This window comes from Ammonicoccus luteus (assembly GCF_050880385.1).
Lineage (GTDB): Bacteria > Actinomycetota > Actinomycetes > Propionibacteriales > Propionibacteriaceae > Enemella.
In genome coordinates, this window is record NZ_JBNZCI010000003.1 from 237,653 (window position 1) to 258,703 (window position 21,051).

At 68.1% G+C, this 21,051-nt stretch carries 21 protein-coding genes and 1 pseudogene; 15 read left to right on the forward strand and 7 right to left on the reverse strand.

Annotation, left to right across the window (positions count from 1 at the left end; all coding sequences use genetic code 11):
- Positions 1-86: 86 nt before the first annotated feature.
- Together ACQ260_RS08905 and map are read right to left on the reverse strand one after the other, a co-directional pair.
- On the reverse strand, positions 87-1,040 hold the full coding sequence (locus ACQ260_RS08905) for a DMT family transporter (protein ID WP_432559075.1): 954 nt from the start codon (positions 1,038-1,040) through the stop codon (positions 87-89).
- Between the two features lie 13 nt (positions 1,041-1,053).
- Positions 1,054-1,902 (reverse strand): type I methionyl aminopeptidase, encoded by an 849-nt coding sequence (gene map, locus ACQ260_RS08910; RefSeq protein ID WP_432559076.1) that lies wholly within the window; start codon positions 1,900-1,902, stop codon positions 1,054-1,056.
- A 66-nt stretch (positions 1,903-1,968) separates the two neighbouring features.
- Between map and ACQ260_RS08915 the strand changes: the two genes are divergently transcribed.
- Positions 1,969-2,169, forward strand: coding sequence for a hypothetical protein (locus ACQ260_RS08915; protein WP_432559077.1), 201 nt, complete (start codon positions 1,969-1,971; stop codon positions 2,167-2,169).
- 7 nt (positions 2,170-2,176) lie between these two features.
- Here ACQ260_RS08915 and ACQ260_RS08920 read toward each other — a convergent pair whose 3' ends face one another.
- Positions 2,177-2,845 (reverse strand): hypothetical protein, encoded by a 669-nt coding sequence (locus ACQ260_RS08920; protein WP_432559078.1) that lies wholly within the window; start codon positions 2,843-2,845, stop codon positions 2,177-2,179.
- 77 nt (positions 2,846-2,922) lie between these two features.
- Between ACQ260_RS08920 and ACQ260_RS08925 the strand changes: the two genes are divergently transcribed.
- Positions 2,923-4,266, forward strand: a complete 1,344-nt coding sequence (locus ACQ260_RS08925) for a glutamine synthetase family protein (protein WP_432559079.1) — start codon at positions 2,923-2,925, stop codon at positions 4,264-4,266.
- 12 nt (positions 4,267-4,278) lie between these two features.
- Here the strand turns inward: ACQ260_RS08925 and ACQ260_RS08930 are convergent, their stop codons facing one another.
- Positions 4,279-5,064, reverse strand: a complete 786-nt coding sequence (locus tag ACQ260_RS08930) for a sterol carrier family protein (RefSeq protein ID WP_432559080.1) — start codon at positions 5,062-5,064, stop codon at positions 4,279-4,281.
- Between the two features lie 127 nt (positions 5,065-5,191).
- On the opposite strand from ACQ260_RS08930, the gene ACQ260_RS08935 reads away from it, so the two are divergent.
- Genes ACQ260_RS08935 through ACQ260_RS08945 form a run of 3 tightly spaced genes read left to right on the forward strand, consistent with a single transcriptional unit; the run spans position 5,192 to position 9,810 of the window.
- On the forward strand, positions 5,192-8,146 hold the full coding sequence (locus tag ACQ260_RS08935) for a bifunctional [glutamine synthetase] adenylyltransferase/[glutamine synthetase]-adenylyl-L-tyrosine phosphorylase (protein WP_432559081.1): 2,955 nt from the start codon (positions 5,192-5,194) through the stop codon (positions 8,144-8,146).
- A complete protein-coding gene (locus ACQ260_RS08940; RefSeq protein WP_432559082.1) occupies positions 8,146-9,585 on the forward strand; it encodes a hypothetical protein in 1,440 nt (479 codons plus the stop codon). Before ACQ260_RS08935 ends, ACQ260_RS08940 begins: the two co-directional genes overlap by 1 nt.
- 24 nt (positions 9,586-9,609) lie before the next feature.
- Positions 9,610-9,810: a ferredoxin gene (locus ACQ260_RS08945; RefSeq protein WP_432559083.1), complete on the forward strand. Its 201-nt coding sequence runs from the start codon at positions 9,610-9,612 to the stop codon at positions 9,808-9,810.
- A gap of 262 nt (positions 9,811-10,072) precedes the next feature.
- On the opposite strand, the gene ACQ260_RS08950 is transcribed toward ACQ260_RS08945, so the two are convergent.
- Positions 10,073-10,363 (reverse strand): hypothetical protein, encoded by a 291-nt coding sequence (locus ACQ260_RS08950; protein WP_432559298.1) that lies wholly within the window; start codon positions 10,361-10,363, stop codon positions 10,073-10,075.
- On the opposite strand from ACQ260_RS08950, the pseudogene ACQ260_RS08955 reads away from it, so the two are divergent.
- Positions 10,290-10,595: pseudogene (locus ACQ260_RS08955) on the forward strand (glucosaminidase domain-containing protein); the annotation flags it as partial. The gene ACQ260_RS08950 and the pseudogene ACQ260_RS08955 overlap by 74 nt on opposite strands.
- Positions 10,596-10,654: 59 nt before the next feature.
- Here the strand turns inward: ACQ260_RS08955 and ACQ260_RS08960 are convergent.
- Positions 10,655-11,494 carry a hypothetical protein gene (locus ACQ260_RS08960; RefSeq protein WP_432559299.1) on the reverse strand — a complete coding sequence of 280 codons (840 nt, stop codon included), beginning with the start codon at positions 11,492-11,494 and terminating at the stop codon, positions 10,655-10,657.
- On the opposite strand from ACQ260_RS08960, the gene ACQ260_RS08965 reads away from it, so the two are divergent.
- The gene (locus ACQ260_RS08965; RefSeq protein ID WP_432559300.1) at positions 11,493-11,678 is read left to right on the forward strand and encodes a hypothetical protein; all 186 of its coding nucleotides are present in this window, start codon (positions 11,493-11,495) and stop codon (positions 11,676-11,678) included. The genes ACQ260_RS08960 and ACQ260_RS08965 overlap by 2 nt on opposite strands.
- Here the strand turns inward: ACQ260_RS08965 and ACQ260_RS08970 are convergent.
- On the reverse strand, positions 11,675-12,265 hold the full coding sequence (locus ACQ260_RS08970; protein ID WP_432559084.1) for a TMEM165/GDT1 family protein: 591 nt from the start codon (positions 12,263-12,265) through the stop codon (positions 11,675-11,677). The two genes, ACQ260_RS08965 and ACQ260_RS08970, sit on opposite strands and share 4 nt — an antisense overlap.
- Positions 12,266-12,572: 307 nt before the next feature.
- Between ACQ260_RS08970 and ACQ260_RS08975 the strand changes: the two genes are divergently transcribed.
- From ACQ260_RS08975 to ACQ260_RS09010, 8 genes are all read left to right on the forward strand, one after another.
- Positions 12,573-13,001: a hypothetical protein gene (locus ACQ260_RS08975; protein WP_432559085.1), complete on the forward strand. Its 429-nt coding sequence runs from the start codon at positions 12,573-12,575 to the stop codon at positions 12,999-13,001.
- Between the two features lie 17 nt (positions 13,002-13,018).
- Entirely contained in the window at positions 13,019-13,336 is a 318-nt protein-coding gene (locus ACQ260_RS08980) for a putative quinol monooxygenase (RefSeq protein WP_432559086.1), read from the forward strand.
- A gap of 41 nt (positions 13,337-13,377) precedes the next feature.
- A complete protein-coding gene (locus ACQ260_RS08985) occupies positions 13,378-14,508 on the forward strand; it encodes a DUF8744 domain-containing protein (protein WP_432559087.1) in 1,131 nt (376 codons plus the stop codon).
- Between the two features lie 3 nt (positions 14,509-14,511).
- Positions 14,512-17,241, forward strand: a complete 2,730-nt coding sequence (locus ACQ260_RS08990; RefSeq protein WP_432559088.1) for a multicopper oxidase domain-containing protein — start codon at positions 14,512-14,514, stop codon at positions 17,239-17,241.
- Between the two features lie 184 nt (positions 17,242-17,425).
- Positions 17,426-17,746: a hypothetical protein gene (locus ACQ260_RS08995; RefSeq protein ID WP_432559089.1), complete on the forward strand. Its 321-nt coding sequence runs from the start codon at positions 17,426-17,428 to the stop codon at positions 17,744-17,746.
- Positions 17,747-17,858: 112 nt separating this feature from the next.
- Positions 17,859-18,518, forward strand: coding sequence for a TetR family transcriptional regulator (locus ACQ260_RS09000; RefSeq protein WP_432559090.1), 660 nt, complete (start codon positions 17,859-17,861; stop codon positions 18,516-18,518).
- Positions 18,490-19,380 (forward strand): ABC transporter ATP-binding protein, encoded by an 891-nt coding sequence (locus ACQ260_RS09005; protein ID WP_432559091.1) that lies wholly within the window; start codon positions 18,490-18,492, stop codon positions 19,378-19,380. Before ACQ260_RS09000 ends, ACQ260_RS09005 begins: the two co-directional genes overlap by 29 nt.
- A 3-nt stretch (positions 19,381-19,383) precedes the next feature.
- On the forward strand, positions 19,384-20,994 hold the full coding sequence (locus ACQ260_RS09010) for an ABC transporter permease (protein WP_432559092.1): 1,611 nt from the start codon (positions 19,384-19,386) through the stop codon (positions 20,992-20,994).
- Positions 20,995-21,051: the final 57 nt, after the last annotated feature.

Sequence of the window (21,051 nt, forward strand, 5' to 3'; positions counted from 1 at the left end):
GGGGGAGGGGCTGGCTCACGCGCGACATGTGGGACTCCTGTGGAAGTGATCGATTCACCTTAACCGAAGGTCACGGCCAAGGCCGGTCAGCCGAGTTTGCCTGGTTCAGGGGTCGGACGGCGTCGGGTTCCCGTCGCTGTCAGCGTCACCGCGCCGAGGAGCAGCGCAGCGCCGACCAGCGCGGGCGTTGTCAGCCATTCCCCGAGGAGGATCGCGGCCAGGAGCGCCGCGGTGAGCGGTTCGAGGAGGGAGACCAGCACGCCCGTCGTGGAACTGTGGGTGCGGAGTCCATGGAGATAGGCGAGGTACGCCACCGCGGTCGGAACCAGCCCCAGGGCGACGACCAACAGGAGCGACCTGGGGGTCGGCGTGAACGTCACCGGACCGACGACCGAAGCCAAGAGCAGCACCACCACGCCGCCGATCAGGAACGCGAGCGCAGTGCCGGTGAGGTTCTGGAAGTCGGGTTCGGGACGGCCGCCCAACAGGCTGATCCCGGCGAACCCGACACCGGCCAGCAACGCGAGACCGACCCCGCCCAGCAGCGCGTTCGGAGTGACGCCGAGCGGTGGCGTACCCACCAGGAGGACCAGTCCGCCCAAGGCCATCGCAACAGTGCCCACCGACCGAAGATCCAGCCGGTGCCGCCCGGTGGCGGCATCGACGAGCAGCACCAGGATCGGGGCCGATCCGATCGCCACCAGCGTCGACAACGCGACCCCGATCGACCCGATCGCGGTGAAGAACGCCACCTGATAGAGCGCTGAACAGCCGGCGATGCCGAACACCCGCACCCAACCGGCGCGACGGGTCGGCAGCCGCAGCTGTCGGGTGACCAGGACGAACGCCGCGACGAGCAAGCCACCCACCGCGATCCGATAGCCACCGGCAGCCATGAGCGACAGGCCCGAACTGCGAGTCAGGAGGGTTCCGAGCGTGCCCGAAGAGCCCCAGGCGATGCCGGCGATGACCAGGGCGCCGAGCCCTCGGCCCGGGTGGGGACCGATGGGCGCTCGACGCTCGCCGAGGGCGTCGGACATGGTCAGGGCTCGGTCATGGCAGGGTGAGGATCTCCGCGCCCTGGGGCGTGATGACGACCGTGTGCTCCCACTGGGCCACCCGCGAGAGGTCGTTGGTCACGACGGTCCAGCCGTCGTCCCACACGTGCCAGTCGATCCCGCCCAGGGCGATCATCGGCTCGACCGTGAACGTCATGCCGACCTCGATCACATCGTCGAACTGCTTCGCGTCGTAATGCGGGATGACCAAGCCGGAGTGGAAAGCAGTGTGGACGCCGTGACCCGTGTAGTCCTTGACCACCCCATAGCCGAAGCGCTTGCCGTAGGCCTCGATCACCTTGCCGATCACGTTGACCTCGCGGCCGGGCTTCGCTGCGCGGATGCCGCGCATCATCGCCTCGTGGGTGCGTTCGGACAGGAGACGGGACTCCTCGTCGACATCACCGGAGAAGAACGTGGCGCAGTTGTCGCCGTGCACGCCGTCATGGAAGGCCGTGAGGTCGATCTTCACGAGATCACCGTCCTCCAGCGGGCGGGCATCCGGGATGCCGTGGCAGATCACCTCGTTGACCGACGTGCAGATCGACTTGGTGAAGCCGCGATAGCCGACGGTGGACGGATAGGCACCGTGGTCGCAGATGAACTCGTGGGCCTTGCGGTCGATCTCATCGGTGGTCACTCCCGGCTCGACCAAGCTGCCGGCGTAGGCCAGGGCCTGCGCCGCGATCCTGCCCGCCACCCGCATCTTCTCGATGGTCTCGGCCGTCTGGACGTGCGGCCCGCGATAGGGCCGTGGCGCATCGCGTCCCACGTAATGCGGGCGCGGGATCTGCGTCGGCACAGGCAGCGGCGGCGAAACGGGATAGGGCTTGAGAGCGGTCACGACGCCACATCCTATGCTGGCAAGTCGAAGGCACAACCATTCTGGATCGGCCCGCGGGAGGACGCCATGGCTTCGGAGAACGAATACTACTTCTGTCTCAAGCACCATGCGGTCGAGACATGGGACGGCTGCAAGTCAACCGATCGGCTGGGGCCGTATGCGACGCGCGCCGAAGCGCAGGCAGCCCTCGACCGGGTGGCCGCGCGCAACGAAGCGTGGGAGAACGATCCCAAGTGGAACGACGACGAAGACGAGGAAGACGACTGAGCCCTCGTCAACGTTTGGCCAGATCCCGCTCCGCGTCCGCGAGGGCCGCTGCCCCAGCGCTGCCGGGGGTCCACACCCGCACATAGACGGCGAGTGATTCGGGGCTGTATGTGTCGGCGACAAGGACCCGGAATTCGCGCGCGCTGCCCTCGAGCGTCAGGCGGCCGGTCCGCTCGTGGGCCCGGCTGACGCCCGGAAGCTGCACGAATGCAGAGTCGGTGATCTCCGCGCGGGTGTCGGCGTACGCCCGGGCCAAGCAGGCGGTCACGGTGCTGCTCGCCTGTTCGGGGGTGTGGTAGGGCTCCTCGATCCGCAGCGCTCCCACGCCGGCCCACGACTCGTCCTCGGGTGAGTCGACGAGGGCGACGTCGAAGGCGTACGCCATCCGGGCCGGGTCGCCGAAAGCGAATCCGGCAGGCAACGGCATCGCCAGGCCACCGCCGTGAAGCTCGCCGTCGGCTGGACCACTGCCACGGAAATGGGGTTCGCCCACCTCACACGCGCCCGCCGGGATCCGGAGCGGTTCTTCGGCCGGGACATGGGTGGTCCGGTCCGGGTTCGGGGTGGTGGCCGGGCCCGCGAACAGCCAGAGGAAGGGCGCAACGAGCAGGCCCCCGACGAGGAGCGCGCCCAGCACGATGACGGGGACGAGCCAGCCCGGACGCCGTTTGGTCATCCGATTACCTTAGGCCCGGCGACGCGCCGGATGGGGTTGTAACTCGGCTGAAACACACGGCGGGGCAGACTTGGACCATGGACAAGCAGACCGAGTTCGTGTTGCGCACGATCGAGGAGCGGGACATCCGCTTCGTCCGCCTCTGGTTCACCGATGTGCTCGGATTCCTCAAGTCGGTCGCGATCGCGCCGGCCGAGTTGGAGGGGGCCTTCGCCGAGGGGCTGGGCTTCGACGGTTCCGCGATCGAGGGATTCGCGCGCATCTATGAATCGGACATGGTGGCGCATCCCGATCCGTCCACCTTCCAGGTGTTGCCCTGGCGGGAAACGGAGGACGAGGGTGGCACGGCCCGGATGTTCTGCGACATCAGTCTCCCGGACGGTTCGCCGTCCTATGCCGATCCGCGATACGTCCTCAAGCGGGCGCTGGGCAAGGCGGCGGATCTGGGGTTCACGTTCTATACGCATCCCGAGATCGAGTTCTTTCTCTTCGAGAAGACGTTGGCGCCGGACGGTCGGCCGGTGCCGATCGACTCGTCCGGATATTTCGACCACACCGTGAGCAACATGGGCTCCAACTTCCGTCGGCGCGCGATCTCGACCCTCGAGCAGATGGGCATCTCCGTCGAGTTCTCGCACCATGAGAACGGCCCCGGTCAGCAGGAGATCGACCTGCGCTATGCGGATGCGTTGTCGATGGCGGACAACATCATGACCTTCCGGACCGTGATCAAGGAGGTCGCCGAGCACGCAGGCATCCGGGCATCGTTCATGCCGAAGCCCCTGAGCGAACACCCCGGCTCGGGCATGCACACGCACATGTCGCTGTTCAGCGGCGACTCGAACGCGTTCTATGAGGCCGGCGCGGTCTATCACCTCTCTCGGACTGGCAAGCAGTTCATCGCCGGCGTCCTGCGCCATGCCGAGGAGATCTCGGCGGTCACCAACCAGTGGGTCAACTCCTACAAGCGACTGGCCTTCGGTGGGGAGGCGCCCAGCTATGTCTGTTGGGGACGCAACAACCGGTCGGCGCTGGTGCGCGTGCCGATGTACAAGCCGCACAAGAGCTCGTCCGCGCGCATCGAACTGCGCTCCATCGACAGCGCGGCCAATCCCTACCTCGCCTTCGCGCTCGTCCTGCACGCCGGACTGGCGGGCATCGAGGGTGATTACGAGCTGCCCGAGGAAGCCGAGAACGACGTCTGGTCGCTGACCGAGCGGGAGCGGCGTGCTCTGGGCATTCGTCCACTGCCGCGGAATCTCGACGAGGCGATCCGCGCGATGGAGTCCTCCGACCTGGCGGTGGAGGCGCTCGGTGAGCATGTGCACGAGTTCTTCCTGCGCAACAAGCGGGCGGAGTTCGACGAATATCGTGCGCAGGTCACGCCGATGGAGTTGCGCCGCTATCTGCCGGTGCTCTGACGGGGCGAGCGGTCAGTACAGGGGAAACCACTCGGACACGTTCGCGCGCGCGCCACTCGCGGTGATGTGGTTCTGCCGGACGGCTTCGGGCCAGCTTGTCCGTCCCCGGCAGAGCCGGACGAACGGGAGCGGCCGGCACTCGACGATATTCGGCGGGGTGCCGCGGGTGTGGCGCGGTTCGCCCGGATTGCCGCACTGCACCGCGGCGAACGGTGGGATGCGGACTTCGACCGAGCCCCCGGGCCGTCGACTGCGGAGGATGTCGGCGAGCAGCCGAACGGCATCGGCCAGCACTGCACGCGGGAGGTCCACCGGGGTGCGGTCGGGAACCGCGCGGGTGAGGTCATCGGAATGGACCACCCATTCGACGCTGATCAGCCTCAGCAGGTCGACTGTGCGCAGGGCGGCTCGGTCGACGGCGACCACATCCGGGGTGTCGCCGGTGAGCCGGGGGACGATCTCCTGGTGCAGTTGCTGGAACTCTGCGGCGAGCGCCGGGCCGGCATCGTGATCTGCGATCTCCCGGGCGAGGCTGGCGCGGCGGTGACGGAGGATGCTGATGCCGGCGCAATAGTCCGGCAGCGAACTGGGGCGCTGAGTGGTGGGCTGGTCGAGCGCGGCGAGGAGCGTGTTCTGGGTCACCAGCAACTGGGCGACCACGTCGTGCACAGCAAGGTCGGCACCCGGAACGCGGAGGTGGAACTCGGCAGGGCGAAGCGAGACGAGGAGGCCGCTCAGGTTGTTCCCCTGATCGATGATCCCTCGGACCGCGCTGCGCTGCTGCGTTGCAATACCCACTCATCCCACTCTAGGGGCCGATGGTGGACACCAGATTGCCCATCGCTTAACGGTGCATGTCACTGGGCTCGGTCGAAGGGCGCAGTCAGAGCGGAGACCCAAGAGGCGGACTAGTAATCTCGGTCCCGTGGCCAGATCGGAGTCGATGACGGGAACGTTGGCGCGACGGGGCTTCCAGTCGGCCAAAGTCGCCGCCGACCGTCTTGAATCGTGGGAGCTCCCGGAGGCGGACAGCGCCGTTCTGGTCGATCTGGCAGCAGCATCCTGTGATCCCGACCACGCGTTCGAGGGACTGGACAAGATCGCTCGGGACGACCGCGCCCTGCTGTCCCGGTTGGCCGGGAACCAGGTGTGGGCGAAACAGGTCATCGACGTGCTCGCCGCGAGCGCGACGCTGCAGCTCCATCTGGCGGCCCATCCAGCACGTCTGGAGGTCCTCAAGGAGCCCGCGGAGCGCGCGTCGGCGGCGGACCTGAGGACAAGGCTCCTGCGTTCCGTGGGTGCGGATCCGGATTCGGACCTGCCGGTCGGTGAGGTGAGTCGCAGCGATGACCTGCGGATGGCCTATCGCGATGAGGTCATGCGGATTGCCGCGCGGGACCTCGGCAGCGCGGAGCCGTTGGAGGTGATGGCGGATGTGGCGGCGGAGCTGGCGGATCTGGCCGACGGCACGGTTGAGGCCGCCTTGGCGATCGCGCGTGCGGAGGTCGATGTCGAGCAGGCGGTGAAGACCCGGCTTGCTGTCATCGCATTGGGCAAGTGCGGGGCACAGGAGCTCAATTACGTGTCCGATGTCGATGTGCTCTATGTGGCCGAGCCAGCGGTCGGCCCGGACGGCGAGCCACTCGTCAGCCCGGAACAGGCGGTGCAGATTGCTGCGCGGCTGGCGTCGAGCCTCACCCGGATCTGCTCCGCCCACACGGCGGCGGGCACGATCTGGCAGATCGACGCGGCGCTGCGTCCCGAGGGCAAAGCCGGCCCGCTGGTGCGGACGCTGACCAGCCACGACGCCTACTACGCGAAATGGGCGAAGGGCTGGGAGTTCCAGGCGATGCTGAAGGCCCGCGCGATGGCGGGCGACCTCGCGCTGGGCCAGAAGTTCGTCGACATGATCATGCCCCGGGTGTGGCAGGTCGCAGAGCGCGACAATTTCGTCCAGGACTGCCAGGCCATGCGCCGACGCGTGATCGACCACATTCCCGCCCGAGAGCAGGGTCGGGAGCTCAAGCTCGGCGAGGGCGGCCTGAGGGACGTCGAGTTCTCTGTCCAGCTTCTGCAGTTGGTGCACGGCCGCGCGGACGAAAGGATCCGCACGAGTTCGACGCTCCCCGGCTTGGCGGCGCTGGTGAGCGCGGGATACGTCGGCCGCGCCGATGGCCGTGAGATGGGCGATGCCTATCGGTTCATCCGCGTGCTGGAACACCGGACGCAACTCTTCCGGTTGCGGCGCACCCATGTGCTCCCCACCGCAGAGGCGGACCTTCGCCGCATCGGACGCGGGCTGGGGCTGTCTCCGGTCGAGGTCACCGAGGGCTGGCGCCGACGTTCCCGGCGGGTTCTCGCGCTGCACCGTCGGCTGTTCTATTCGCCGCTCCTCGAGGCGGTTGCTCGGATCCCCTCCGGCGAGGTCCACCTCACCACCGAGGCGGCTCGGACACGACTGCAGGCGCTGGGCTTCCTCGACCCGAGGGCCGCTCTCCAGCACATCCAAGCGCTCAGCCAGGGGATGACCCGGCAGGCGGAGATCCAGCGGCAGTTGCTGCCCGCGATGCTCGGCTGGTTCGCCGACGGTCCGAACCCCGACGGCGGACTGCTTGCGTTCCGCCAGGTGTCCGAGTCGCTGGGCTCGACGCCTTGGTATCTCCGGGCGCTCCGCGACGAAGGCGCCATGGCGCACTGGCTCGCGCTGATCCTGTCGTCCAGCCGCTATCTCACTGATCTGCTCACGCGATCTCCCGAGATCCTCCAGATGCTGTCCGACCGAAAGCACCTCAGGCCACGGCCCAAGGCTGCGCTCGTGCGGGAGATGACTCTGGTGGCAGAACGGCTCGATGACCCGATCCAGGCCATCGACGGTGTGCGCGCGGTGCGACGCAAGGAGCTCTTCCGCATCGGTGTCGGGGACGTGCTGGGCGTGCTCGATCTCGACCAGGTCGGTCAAGGCCTCAGCGATCTCGCATCGGCCACGATCGATGTGGCGCTCCTCGTCGCCGCCCGCCGGACCGAGCCGGTTTCGCTCGGGATCGTGGCAATGGGCCGCTGGGGCGGGGAAGAGCTGAACTATTCATCGGACGCAGATGCTCAGTTCGTGGTGGGGGAGGATTCCCGGGAGACGGTCGACAAGGCCACGAAACTGATCAAGGAAGTCCGCGCTCTGTTGTCGCGACCGGGTCCCGAGCCGAAGCTGGAAATCGACGCCGATCTGCGTCCGGAGGGCAAGGGCGGCCCGATCGTGCGCTCGCTGTCGTCGTACGCGGGCTACTACCAGCGCTGGTCCGCCACCTGGGAGGCGCAGGCGTTGGTCCGGGCCGGTCACGGAGCGGGCAGCGAAGAGCTCACCGGCCGGCTGCTGGCGCTCATGGATGTGCAGCGCTGGCCGGAAGGGGGCCTGACCGCGACCCAGCGCAGGGAGATCCGACGGCTCAAGGCCCGCATGGAGAGCGAGCGACTGCCCCGCGGGGCCGATCCGAAACGCCACCTCAAGCTCGGCCCCGGGGGGCTGTCCGACGTCGAGTGGACGATTCAGGTCCTCCAGATGGACAACGCGCACGACCACCCCGAACTGCGCACCGCCCGCACCCTGCCCGCGCTGGCGGCGGCGCAGTCCCTCGGGCTGATCGCCGAAGAGGATGCGGACGCGTTGCGGGAGGCCTGGATGATGGCTTCACGGCTGCGGAACCGGATCACGCTCGTCCGGTCGAAGCCCTCCGACTCGTTGCCGCCGGACGCCCGAGAGCTGGCGGCGGTAGCAGTGCTGATGGGCTATGGGACCGGTGAGGCTTCGCACCTGTTGGCCGATTGGCAGCGCGTAGCGCGTCGAGCCCGCAAGGTTGTCGACCAACTGTTCTGGGGAGATGAGTGATGGCTGCCGTTGAGACTGCAGGTGTGGTGCTGCCCGCCGATGAGGACGGGCGCCGCAGCAGCACGGGACTTGGGCGCGCTGTCGTCGCCGATGCGCTGGCACCGGTGGATCCGATCGGTGCCGAGGCAGCACGGCGTGCGAGTGAATGGCGCAGCGGTTATGTGCCACATCTCCGACGCCTCGTCGAGGCAGGACTGACGGATGGGTCCGCTGCGGTCGCTATCGCCGAAGCCGGCCTGAACAGCCTGCACCATCGGATGCGGGTCGTGACCGCCACGGGGGCCGAGGTGCCGCTCGCCGATGCTTTCGACCAGCCGGTGCATCAGCGGTTGACCACCCGGAGTGTCGTCGGCAGCGCACCCGTCGACACTTTCACGCTGCCAGTGTCCGGCCGGCGACTCGAGGATGAGACCCTCCTGCTGCAACTCGATCTGTGGGAGCAGCGCGGGGCGTTGGAGCCTTCGGCGGCGGAGGCGGTGCGGGAGCTGGCTCACCATCCCGACTGGTTGCCGCTTCAAGGCACGCGGGTCGTGGTGCTGGGCGCGGGCGCGGAGATGGGACCGTTGCAGGCATTGCTTTCCTGGGGCGCCGAAGTGATCGCCGTCGATCTGCCCCGCCCCGATCTGTGGCGGCGGCTGGAGAAGCTGGCGAGCGCGAGCGCCGGCGTACTCCACATTCCCGAAATCGATGGTCGCCCGGGCGCCGATCTCCTGCACGACCTGCCGGCGGTGGCCGAATGGCTGGAGACGTTCGAAGGGCCGCTGGTGGTGGGGAACTATGCGTACGCAGACGGCGCGGCCAACCTGCGCCTCTCGATGGCTACCGACGCGCTCGCCCTGAGGCTGACCGCTCGCCGCAATGACGTGTCGTTGGCCTACCTCGCCACGCCGACCGATGTGTTCGGCGTGCCCACCGATGTCATCGAGTTCTCGGCGGCTGCGTACGACCGGGCCCGCGTCAAAGGTGTTCGCTCGGTGCTCAAGGCCGCCAGCGGCGGGCGGCTGCTGCAGCGGAACTATCGACCGGGTCCGGAGCCGGGGGTCGCGGATGCCGTGATTCCCCAGCAGGGTCCGAACTATCTTCTCGCCAAGCGCGTGCAGCGCTGGCGGGCGACGGTGGCGCGGCGGGCCGGGGTGCCGGTGTCACTGCTGGTCGCGCCTCCCACTCGGACCCGTTCGGTGACGAAGAACCGGGCGCTCGCGGCGGCGTACGCTGGAGCGCACCACTTCGGTGTCGAGGTTTTCAACCCGTCCACGAGCAATGTGCTCATGGCAGGCCTCCTGGTCCACGACCTCCGGAACGGGGGAGCGCCGGTGACCGAGCCCTGGCGCGAAGAAGCGGCCAAGGCGGTGTCGGGCGGTCTGTGGCGGGGGCCCTATGCTCCCCGGAGCGCCCTCGGGTTGGCGTTCATGTTGGGCTGGGGTGTCAGCCGTGCTTAGCCACGCTGGCAGGAAGGGCAAACCATGAAGGTTCATGCGATTGAACGCCTGTGCATCGCCGCGGGGCGCTGCATGGCCGTGGCGGACGACATCTTCGAGCTCGACGAGGACGGGTTCGTGATCGAGGGCATCGTCGAGGTGCCGGAAGATCGCGAGGAGGCAGTGCGTCAGGCCGCGGTGTTGTGCCCCTCGAAAGCGCTGGTCATTCTGGAGGACGACGACTGATCCTTCTGTGGCTCATGTGACAGGTGAGGCAGAAGGGGGTCAAGTTGTGGTTGAGGTTCAGGTCACTTTTTGTGATGGGTCCGGCGGGCCGTTTGGCGTTTTGAGCCGCGCCACGCTTGGTCCTACATCGATGTGATTCACATCACCGCTGCTTTTCGGCCGGGAACCATTCAGGTGCCCGAAGCAGCAGTCTCGCTCTAGCGTCTCGACTGACCGACCCAAGGCGGCTTGCCGCCGTGGATCACCGCGTGCGAAAGAGACGTCAGATGAACTTACTCTCCGGTTTGAGCAGGGGGATGGTGGTTGTCACCGCAGCTGCTGTGCTCGGCTCCACCGCCGCAATGGCCGGCGCCGTGCTTGCTGGTCCGGCCCGCGCCGCGGCCGTGATCGACACGTCGAGCCAGTCCGCGTTCATCCGATCCGTTGCGCCGCTGGCGCAGGAGGGCCAGCGGGAATGGCGTGTTCCCGCCTCTGTTGCGATCGCGCAGGCCATCCTCGAGAGCGGCTGGGGTAAGTCGACGTTGACCACCCGAGGCAATGCGTTCTTCGGCATCAAGTGCTCTGCGAACATGGGCCCCTATGCGACGGGTTGCCTCAACATGCGCACGCGTGAGGTGTTCAACGGCACCCCGACTTTCATCGTCGACGGATTTCGCACATACGACGACCCGACCGATTCGTTCCGCGACCACGGGCGGTTCCTGAACGTCAACAGCCGTTATCGCGCAGCCTTCAACTATCCCAATGATCCGAAGCGCTTCATCGCGGAAGTGCACCGGGCAGGGTACGCCACCGATCCGACCTACACCTCGATGATCGTGCGGCTGATGGACCAATACGACCTCTATCGGTTTGACACCTTGCCCGCCGCGACCGCCACCGCGACGTCGAGCGCGACCCCGACCAGGAGCGTCACGCCGACCCCGACCACGAGTGCGACGCCCACGCCGAGTGCGACGCCCACGCCGAGTGCAACGCCTACGCCGAGCGCGACGCCTACGCCGAGTGCAACGCCTACGCCGAGCGCGACGCCCACCCGGAGTGCCACGCCGTCTCCGACTCCGAGTGCCACGGCGTCTCCGAGTGCGACGATGACTCCGCCGGTGACCCCAGCGCCGCCGACTGCCGTTCCGGACCGCACGCCTCTCGTTGTGGCGAGCCCGTCGTTCGGGGAGCCGACCTCGCGACACAGCGAGGTGCCGTACGCCATCCCGACCAGAACGGCCACGACGCCGACGGTCGCGGTGACGTCGACGCGCACAGCCGCCCCGACACCGTCAGCCACGGCCACCCCGACGCGTGCCGCAACCATGCGGCCGACCGGGGCTGCCACGGCCACGCCGGCTCGGACCATCACGGCCACTCCGGTCCGCACGGCCACTCCGGTCCGCACGGCCGCTTCGACCCAGCCGACCGCCTCGCGAACCACCGCGACCACGCCGGACGTGACGCGGAGCCCGGAGGTAACGCAGACCCCGGGCGCTACCACTGCGGCAGCCGTGCGTACCACCCCGTCCGCAACCGTCGCGCAGTCGTCGGCTGGGCTGAGCCCGAGCCACTCGATCGAGGCCGAGCAGCCTGCTGTCGGAGATGGTGTTGTGCCGGATGCCAGCGTCGCCCCTGCGACTCCCTCGGAGGCAAGCGTCGCCTCCGCGACTCCGTCGGTGGATGTGGGGAGCTCCATGGTCTCGGCCGATCCGTCGAACAGCGCCGCGCCGCTCGATCCGGCGACGGTCCGGCCGATCCTCCCGCAGGATCCGGCGAAGGTCGGCGCCCAGCACCCTGACGGCCGGCAGGTGGTCGTGACCGGGGTGCGGCCGAAGTACGAGCGTCACGGCGGCCTGGCGAAGACCGGCTGGAGGGGCTAGAGCCAGCCGATGCCCTCGGCGATCAGAACGAAACCGAACAGGGCGAAGAGGATCGCGGCGCCGTATTTGATGACGCGCTCCGGCAGCTTCTTCCCCAGCACGGCTCCGACAACGATCGCCAGGGCGTCGGCGAGCACCATGCCGACCGTGCTGCCGATCCAGGTGCCCACCCAGTTCTCCTGGGTGGCCAGCGTGATCGTGGCGAGCATAGTTTTGTCGCCGAGTTCGGCCAGGAAGAACGCGAGTCCGACGGCGATGATGGCTCGACCTTTGCTCCGGCGGGCCTTCTCGGCCTCGTCCTCGGTGAGTTCGTCGCCGCGCAGGGTCCAGAGCGCGAAACCGAGGAAGACGATGCCCGCGACGATGGCGATCCAATGTTGTTGGGCGGCGAACAGGTCTCCGATAAAGAAGCCGATCCCGACCGACGCCAGATGCACCAGCGCAGTGGCGACGGTAATCCCGATCAGCACGTCGCGCGCCCGATAGCGGCTCGCGAACGTCATCGCCATGAGTTGACTCTTGTCGCCGAGTTCGGCGACGAAGATGACGCCTGTGCTGAGCAGCAGTGCGTACCAGAATCCGTCCATCAGTCCCTGCTTCCCACCTGACCGAGGGATCCACTGCGGACACTTCATCGGCCAGGCACGCTTGCGTGGCCGAAAGTCTCGTCCGCCCTGGGTGGGGCCTGCCGCGCCGGGCCCGGGGGCCAGTATGTCGACGGCGGCTGTTGGGACTACTCCCTTTCGCGGGCTCAAAGCTAGCAGGCCCGGGGCATCGCCGCCAGGTTCAGTCCAGAGGGCCGCCGGGAACGCCTCCACGCGGTCACGAGTTCCAGCCAGCGGCGACCGAGGGCAGACTGAGACCAATCGGCCACGACCTGCGAGGAGAGATCTGATGTCCGAGCCCTCACCCGATCCCGATCGCCGCGGGACTCCGTTGCCCGCACCGGCGCCGCGCTCGCCGTGGATCGACGGGACGCTCGCGGCGTTGGTCGGCATCGGCTATGGGCTCGCGCTGTTCAACTCGCCGACCACCTGGCTGCTGGCCGTCGTGCTGCTGGTCATCGCCGTGGTGCTCTATGCCATCCTCACGTTCCGGTTCGTGCGGATCGGCCAACAGCGGCCGGACCCGGCCGCGCAGCGCGCCCACGGGATTCGGCTCATCGCGCTGTTCGCGATCGCCTATCTCCTCACCCGGATCGACCCTGCCCCCGAATGGCGCCTGTTGCACGCCTTGGCCGGAGGTGGCCTCATCGGTCTTGGTGGTTTCCTGGTGCTGCGGTGGGAGGAACGCGCCCGATCACGGGCGACGCTGTCGGAGTGAGGTGACAAGATCGGGTCATGATCGCAATCACCGTGAAGTTCCCTGTGAAGGATGAGTTCGTCGAGCAGTGGCCCGAGCTCGTGGCCGAGTTCACCGAGGCGACGCGGGCCGAGCCCGGCAACCTCTGGTTCGATTGGTCCCGAAGCCTCGAGGAGCCGAACACGTTCGTGCTGATCGAGGCCTTCACCGATGACGGCGCCGGCCCGCATGTGAACTCCGACCATTTCGCGAAGGCGATGGGGGAGCTGGGGCAATACCTCTCCGAGCGCCCCAAGATCGTCTCTGTTCAGGCGCCCGGCGAGGGTTGGTCGGAACTCGGCGAGATCCAGATGTGAGTGAGGTTGGTCCGGCCCGGCTGATTTAATACACTTGCTCCGTGATTAATAATCCCGCGAGCCGACGGTCGCTGTTCCTGCTGCCCTGCGGGGCAGCACTGTTGCTCGGGCTCGATGCCGGGCTGCTGCTGTTGGGGCTGCCAGCACCGTTGACGCTGGAGCGCTTACCAGACGTGCACGGGATGTTGATGGCCATCGGGTTCGTGGGGGCGTTGATCGCGCTCGAGCGGGCCGTCGCTCGGGGTGGGGGATGGGCGTACGCTGCGCCGCTCGGGATGGCTGTCGGCGCACTGCTCACGCTGTCGCCCGCGCCGCTGTGGCTAGGTGCTGTCCTGATGCTGCTGGGGGCCACCGTGCTTCTGGTGACCTATCGCCCCCTGTGGAACCGCAATCATGATCCAGCAGTGGCGATCCAGGCACTCGGCGCCTTTCTGGCCGTCGGCGCGTGCGCGCTGTGGGCTCGCGGAGTGGCCATGCCGATGGTGGTGCCATGGTTGACCGGCTTCTTCGTTCTGACGATCGCGGGCGAGCGGGTCGAGCTGGCCCGGGTCGGGCAGTTGTTCGACGCGAAGGAGGTCCGGGCCCGGCGGGAGGATCAGGCCCTTGGGCTGTCGATGATCCTGGTGATGGTCATCGCGCTGGCAACTATGGCGCCGCAATGGGGCCTGCCGACGTTCGGTGCGCTCCTGGTGCTCGTGGCGGTGCTGTTCGGGTGGCGGGACGTGGCCAGGAAAACGATTCGGTCGACCGGTCTGCCGCGTTTCAGCGCAGCCGGCTTGCTGGCGGCGTATTTCTGGTTGGCCGTCGCGGGTCTGCTCTGGCTTCGTCCGGCCATGGAGGGCTTCCGTTATGACGCCGTTCTGCACGCGACCTTCCTGGGTTTCGTCATGTCGATGGTGCTCGCTCATGCTCCGGTGATCCTGCCCGCCGTCATCCGGCGACCGCTGCCCTATGGGCCGGCGTTCTGGATGGTGCTGGTCGTGCTCCACGGGTCGCTGCTCGTGCGGGTGGGCGCGGACCTGCTTGCCGTGGAGAGGGTCCGCGCGGTCGCGGGGGTGCTGAACATCGTGGCGCTCCTGGCGCTGGTGGCCACCGCCCTGATCAGCGTGCTGACCGCCAAGCCTCCGGCCACGCCGGACCAGGCCGAACTCAGGTTGACCGGGAAGGCCTGACCCATGAACCTTGCTGTCTCCATGCCTCCCCGGGCCGCAGCCCGCAAACCCACCGGGCGACGGCGGACGATGCTGCTGCGCTCCCTGCCCATGCTGGCGTGGATCGTTGCCGACATCGTCCTGGTCGTCGCCCATCCGTTCTTGCCCGAAGCGAACTGGCTCATGGTGCATCTCCTGCTCCTGGGCGCGGTCTCGAACGCGATCGTGGTCTGGTCGACCTATTTCGCCGATGCCGTTCTGCGCGTGCCGGGCGGTCACGCCTGGCGCGACCGGATCGTCCTGGGAGCACTCAACATCGGCGGAATCGGTGTCGTTGCCGGGCTGCTGATGCATCCGGCGCGGGCCGGCGAAGGGACGCCGTGGGTGTTGTTCGCCGGCGCGACGCTCTTCGGTGCCGCCGCCGTGATCCACGCGGCCGGGCTTCTTCAGCAGCTGCGGGTCGGCCTGGCCGGTCAATTCGTGATCGCGGTCCGTTTCTATGTTGCTGCTGCGCTGGCCCTGCCGGTCGGAGCCTGGCTCGGCGTTCGGCTGGCCGATGCGACGCTCGAGCACTCCCGGCTGTTGCTCGCCCATCTGGGCGCCAACATCCTCGGCTGGGTCGGGCTCACGATCGCGGGGACCCTCATCACGCTGTGGCCCACCATCCTGCGCACCCGGGCATACGAAGGGGCAGTGCCGAGCGGCCGCCGCGGTTGGTGGGTGCTCGTCGTCGCGGTCGCCCTGGTGGTGGTCGGTGGTCTGGCGGGACTTCGGTGGCTGGCGGTGCTGGGGGTGTTGGCGTACATCCTGGGTCTCGCGCTGATCGCCGGGCCGCTGGTCCGCGTCGCCCTGATCAAGCGCCCGAACTCCTTCGCGCCGTGGTCGATCCTGGCTGGCTCACTGTGGTGGATCGGTTGCCTCGGTGCCGCCGCGCTCCACCTGGCCATGGCCCCCGACCTCGTTGGCGGGGTTGCCGGAGTGCGGGGACTCGTGGGCCCGTTCGCGGTCGGCTTCATCGCGCAGATACTGGTGGGTGCCCTGACCTATCTCCTGCCGGTCATCGTGGGTGGCGGACCATCCGTCGTGCGCCGATCGGTCGCGGTGGCGGAGCGGGGAGCAGTCCCTCGGCTGGGACTGGTCAACCTGAGCGCGCTGCTCTATCTCTTTCCCGTGCCAAGTCTGGTCAAGGTCACCCTGAGTCTCGCTGTCGTCGCGGGCCTGGTGTGGACCGTCGGCGTCCTCATCGCCACGGTGGTGATCGGTCTTCGCGCCGTCCGCTCCGCAACGCGACCCGCGACGCTCACCCGACTTCCTGGCAAGGACGACGAGGCCGACGCCGCCACCGAACGGCGCCGCCGCAGCGGGCAGGCGGCCGCAGTGGTGGGCGCCGTGGCACTGCTGATCGTCGCCGCCGCCATGGTCGATCCAGTGGCGGTGGTGGGTCGCTATGTCGCTCCGGCGGGTGCTGATCCGGCAGTGCCGGCGCAGGCGGGGACGACGCCGGTGGCCGCGACGGGGAACACAATCACCGTGCAGGTCGAGGCCATAGGGATGAGATTCGTGCCGGCGGAGATCGACGTGCCGGCAGGTGATCGGCTTGTTATTGAGCTCACCAATACCGATCCGGGCCAGGTCCACGACCTCGTCTTCGCCAACGGCGTCAACAGCGGACGGCTCGCACCCGGTGCAAGCGCAACGGTCGACGTGGGCATCATCGGTGCGGCCCTCGACGGCTGGTGTTCGATCGCCGGGCACCGGCAGATGGGCATGACCATGGTCATCAACGTCATCGGCCACGAAGCGGCTCACACGGGCCATGCCGCGCCCGCCGGTGCGCCTGATGCCCAGGCCGATCCACAGGCGGAACCGGGACCGGACCACCGGCCCCGCAGTCCCGTCCTTGCGCCCACTCCGTCGGGAACTGTGCATCGGCACACGTTCACCGTGCAGGAAAAGGTGACCGAGGTCGCGCCCGGAGTGCGCCAGTCGCTGTGGACCTTCAACGGAACTGCGCCCGGAACCACGCTGAGGGGGAAGGTTGGCGACGTCTTCGAGATCACGTTCGTCAACGACGGCACGATTGGACATGGCATCGACTTTCACGCGGGTGCGCTTGCCCCCGACCGTCCGATGCGTGTGATCGCGCCGGGGGAGCGGCTGACCTATCGGTTCACCGCCACCCGCGCAGGCATCTGGATGTATCACTGTTCAGCCCATCCCATGTCGCTCCACATCGCCAACGGAATGTTCGGCGCGGTCATCATCGATCCGCCTGATCTGCCTCGGGTGGACCGGGAGTTCATCCTGGTGCAGAGCGAGCAGTACTGGGGGCCGCAGGAAGCTGCCGGCAGCCCGGAGAAGATCGCGGCCCGCGCGCCGGATGCCGTCGTGTTCAACGGATACCCGGGGCAGTACGCGCGAGATCCCCTGGAAGCGCGGACGGGGGAACGGGTGCGGATCTGGTTGCTCAACGCCGGCCCCAACGAGTCGTTGGCCTTCCACGTCGTGGGCGGGCAATTCGACTCGGTCTGGCGTGAAGGCGGCTGGGACCTCCGCTGCGGGGAGCCGCCGGGGGCGGTCACCGGAGACTGTGTCGACACCGGGCCCGGCGGGAGCCAGACCCTTGGGCTGTTCGCGAGCCAGGGCGGCTTCGTCGAATTGGAGATGCCGGAGGCCGGGCACTATTCGCTGGTCAACCATCAGATGGCGCTTGCCGAACGAGGAGCCGCGGGCACACTCCGGGTCACGGACTGATCACGTGTCGACCGGAGCCGGGAGGGCGGGTTTCGTCGGCGTTGATCGGCTGGTTAGGGTCGTCGTGATCGCTCCGGGGTCGTGACGCGGACGCGTGCGTCAGCACACCTGGAGGACTAGCATCGAGATGTTCATTCGGCGCACAGGGCTGTTGCTCCGTGCGCTGCTGCACAAGGAGTTTGTCATGGCCGACGAGACCAACCGTTCTGTTGAATCCACCCTGAATGCGGCGGAGCATCTGACCGAGGAGATGGTGGCCGGCCTCGACCACACCATCGAGCGCATCCGTCAGATCAACGAGGAGATGATCGAGTCGGCGTCCGCCTCCGGCCATCGGGTCCTCGACACCTATGAGGACACCCTTCGCACGATGCTCGAATTCCAGCTGTCGCTCGCCGAGGCCACCCAGATCCAATGGGTCAACACGATGGCGCGTGCTCAGGCGCAGTTCATGCTCGAGGTGAGCAGCTACTACACGAAGGCTGCGCGCGACCTGCTCGGCTGAACGCGCTGGTCATCGCACCAGGGGCCCGTCCGCACGGACGGGCCCTCTTTGTCTGCCGTGCCTCAACGGCTTGCGCTTGACCACGATTGAACGTCGGTTCAGACTATTGAACATGGGTTCAGCAAGCGATGACCTGCGATCCGCGGCGCGGATCAGACGCGCTGCGCTCGAGCTCTTCGGGGAACACGGGGTCGACAGAACCACGGTCCGGCAGATCGCCGCGCGGGCGGACGTGTCCGCAGGCTTGGTGATCCACCATTTCGGCAGCAAGGACGGGCTCCGGCAGGCGGTCGACGACTGGATCCTGGCCAGGGCAAACGAAGACAAGGGCTGGTTCCGCACAGGGGTGATGCCGCAGCCGAGCGACGCACTCCCGGATCCGGAGTCCGCGGCGATGACGCGCTATCTCGTCCAGGTGCTCCGCCATGACGGACCGGCGGCTGCGCGGATCTTCGACCGATTGTGCGAGTTCACCGAGGAGATGTACGCCCAGGGTATTGCCGCCGGGCTCGTCCGCGAACCGGGGGACCGGGCGGCCGCCGTGGCCACGCTGGTGGCCTATTCCATGGGGGCCAGCATTCTGGGCCGTCACATCGCCCGGCACCTCGGCGGTGACGAGCTGATGGAACCCGCGGTCTTCCCCCGCTATGCCGAGGCCGCCCTCGAACTGTTCACCGATGGCTTCTTCCGTGACCGCACCTTCCTGAACGCCATGACTGCAACGAACCCGGCAAGGAACGAAAATGACCAACCCAGCGATCGAGATCACTGACCTCGTCAAGACCTTCGGGCGCGTGCGCGCGCTGGACGGCCTCACGATGACCGTCGACACCGGTCAGGTGCACGGTTTCCTCGGCCCGAACGGTTCGGGCAAATCCACGACCATCCGCGTCCTGCTCGGTCTCCTCCGTGCCGACAGCGGTTCGATCCGGCTGCTGGGTGGGGACCCCTGGAGTGAGGCACCCGAACTGCACCGCCGGCTGGCCTATGTCCCGGGCGACGTCAACCTGTGGCCGACGCTCACCGGCGGTGAGGCGATCGACCTGCTGTGCCGGGCCCGCGGCACGGTCGACCGGGCGCGGAGGGACTCGCTGATCGAGCGGTTCGACCTGGATCCGCGCAAGAAGGGGCGGGCCTATTCGAAGGGCAACCGGCAGAAGGTCGCCCTGATTGCCGCCCTGGCGAGCGACGTGGAGCTGTTGCTCCTCGACGAGCCGACCTCGGGTCTCGATCCGCTGATGGAGCGGGTGTTCACCGACGTCATCCGCGAGGGCCAGCGCGACGGCCGCACGGTCCTGCTCTCCAGCCACATCCTCTCCGAGGTCGAAGCGCTGTGCGATCGCGTGACGATCATCAAGGACGGTCGCGCGGTGGAGTCGGGGACCCTGGCGGATCTCCGCCACCTGCACCGCACGCGCGTGACCGCGGTCCTCGACGAGGAAGCGGCGCACGGGTTGACCCACGTCGAGGGTGTCCACGACGCGTCCTATGCGGGCGGACACTGGAGCGCGCACGTCGAGGAAGGGGCGATGCCGGGCGTGCTCGGACGCCTCGCCGACCTCGGGGTGGGGGCGGTTACGGCCAATCCGCCCACGCTCGAGGAACTGTTCCTCAGCCACTACGAGAAGGCCTGAACCATGTCGACGCTGGCTGGATTGGGCTCCGCGCTGCACCTGACGCTGCGGCGCAACTGGCTGTTCTGGCTGCTGTGGGCGGTCGGTCTGTCGTTGATGATGCCGGCGACGTTGAGCCAGTACGACACCGTCATCCCACCCGGCACCGATCCCCGCATCGTGATCGAGCCGCTGCGGATCAACCCCACGATGCTGGCGCTTCTCGGGCCGGCGTTCGATCTCTATGACAAGGGTGGCTTCGTCTTCTGGCGCTCCGGTGGTTTCACCTCGATGGTGGCGGGGCTGATCGGCGCCTTCGGCATCATCCGCGCGACGCGGGCCGAGGAGGACGAGGGCCGGGTGGAGCTGATCCGCTCCGGTCCGGTCGGTCGGCACGCGCCGCTGGCAGCGGCCGTGCTGGTGGCGCTGGCCGGCTGTGTCCTGATGGGCGCGGCCACGGCGGGTCTGCTCGTCGCGGGCGGGCTGCGCCCGGCCGGATCGGTGGCGGCGGGACTGGCGCTGACGGCCAACGGGTTCTTCTTCGTCGCGCTCGGAGCGGTGCTCGCCCAGGTCTTCGACAACGCCCGGGCCGCCCGCGCCTGGACCGCCGGCATCGGGGTCGGCGGCATGTTCCTGCTGCGCGCGCTGGTCGACGGGGCCGGCCCGGGCTCGGCGCTCGAGCCCGCGCGCTGGGCCATCCCGCTCGAGTGGCCGCTGCTGGCCCGGCCGTTCGCGGGCGAGCGGTGGTGGGTGTTCGGTCTGTCGTTCGGCGTGGCGCTGCTGCTGGTCGGGTTGGCGTTCGCACTGGAGTCCCGGCGCGATCACGGTGCGGGTCTGCGCCACGAGAGCCTCGGGCGGGCGTACGCGGGCCCGGGGCTGTCGGGCGCTTTCGGCCTCGCCGCCCGGTTGCAGCGCGGGGCGGCGATCGGCTGGACCGCGGGCCTGCTGGTGAGCGCGGTGGCGTTCGGGTCGATCGTGCTGCAGATCGATTCGGCCTTCACAGACAACGCCAACATCGCGGAGCTCGTCCGGCGCATGGGCGGCACGGGCGAGATCAAGATCGCCTTCCTGGTCGCGATACTGGGGATCCTGACCACGGTGGTCGCGTTCATGGCGGTGTCGATGCTCGGGCGCCTGCGGAGTGAGGAAGTCCGCGGTCACGCCGAGGCGATGCTGGCGACCGCGGTGTCGAGGTGGCGGTTCGCGGGCAGTCACCTCGTCTGGGCGCTCGGCCTGCCGATGCTCGTGCTCGTGCTCGTGGGGGCGGGGTTGCCCATCGCGCGTTCGATGGCGGGCGACGGCTGGGACCAGGTGTGGGACCTCGCCCGCGGAGCGGCCGGGCTGATCCCGGGGCTCGTGGCAGTCGTGGGATTCGCGATGTTGCTGATCGGATGGCTGCCCCGGGCGTACCCCCTCGTGTGGGTCGTGATCGGCTGGTCGATCTTCACGTCCTGGTTCGCGGCGCTGCTGAACTTCCCGGAGTGGGTCGTGAAGTTCCAACCGTGGGGACACTTGTCGGTCATCCCGCGGGATGCCATGGACTGGACGCCGTTCGCGATCGAGCTGGCGATCGGGGTGGCGCTGCTCGTTGTCGGGCTTGTCGGTTATCGGCGGCGAAGCATCGTGGGACGTTAACCGTGACTTCACGGTGGCCATGCACCACTTTAATGAATAAAGTGGTGTAAGATCAGT

Coding starts and splice junctions, on each gene's coding strand:
- ACQ260_RS08925 (WP_432559079.1), top strand. CDS start 2,923: ATGGACAAGCAGACCGAGTTCGTGTTGCGCACGATCGAGGAGCGGGAC.
- ACQ260_RS08905 (WP_432559075.1), bottom strand. CDS start 1,040: ATGTCCGACGCCCTCGGCGAGCGTCGAGCGCCCATCGGTCCCCACCCG.
- ACQ260_RS08945 (WP_432559083.1), top strand. CDS start 9,610: ATGAAGGTTCATGCGATTGAACGCCTGTGCATCGCCGCGGGGCGCTGC.
- ACQ260_RS08920 (WP_432559078.1), bottom strand. CDS start 2,845: ATGACCAAACGGCGTCCGGGCTGGCTCGTCCCCGTCATCGTGCTGGGC.
- ACQ260_RS08950 (WP_432559298.1), bottom strand. CDS start 10,363: ATGCCGAAGAACGCATTGCCTCGGGTGGTCAACGTCGACTTACCCCAG.
- ACQ260_RS08915 (WP_432559077.1), top strand. CDS start 1,969: ATGGCTTCGGAGAACGAATACTACTTCTGTCTCAAGCACCATGCGGTC.
- ACQ260_RS08990 (WP_432559088.1), top strand. CDS start 14,512: ATGAACCTTGCTGTCTCCATGCCTCCCCGGGCCGCAGCCCGCAAACCC.
- ACQ260_RS08970 (WP_432559084.1), bottom strand. CDS start 12,265: ATGGACGGATTCTGGTACGCACTGCTGCTCAGCACAGGCGTCATCTTC.
- ACQ260_RS08995 (WP_432559089.1), top strand. CDS start 17,426: ATGGCCGACGAGACCAACCGTTCTGTTGAATCCACCCTGAATGCGGCG.
- ACQ260_RS08940 (WP_432559082.1), top strand. CDS start 8,146: ATGGCTGCCGTTGAGACTGCAGGTGTGGTGCTGCCCGCCGATGAGGAC.
- ACQ260_RS09000 (WP_432559090.1), top strand. CDS start 17,859: ATGGGTTCAGCAAGCGATGACCTGCGATCCGCGGCGCGGATCAGACGC.
- ACQ260_RS09010 (WP_432559092.1), top strand. CDS start 19,384: ATGTCGACGCTGGCTGGATTGGGCTCCGCGCTGCACCTGACGCTGCGG.
- ACQ260_RS09005 (WP_432559091.1), top strand. CDS start 18,490: ATGACCAACCCAGCGATCGAGATCACTGACCTCGTCAAGACCTTCGGG.
- ACQ260_RS08965 (WP_432559300.1), top strand. CDS start 11,493: ATGGTCTCGGCCGATCCGTCGAACAGCGCCGCGCCGCTCGATCCGGCG.
- ACQ260_RS08975 (WP_432559085.1), top strand. CDS start 12,573: ATGTCCGAGCCCTCACCCGATCCCGATCGCCGCGGGACTCCGTTGCCC.
- ACQ260_RS08980 (WP_432559086.1), top strand. CDS start 13,019: ATGATCGCAATCACCGTGAAGTTCCCTGTGAAGGATGAGTTCGTCGAG.
- ACQ260_RS08960 (WP_432559299.1), bottom strand. CDS start 11,494: ATGGAGCTCCCCACATCCACCGACGGAGTCGCGGAGGCGACGCTTGCC.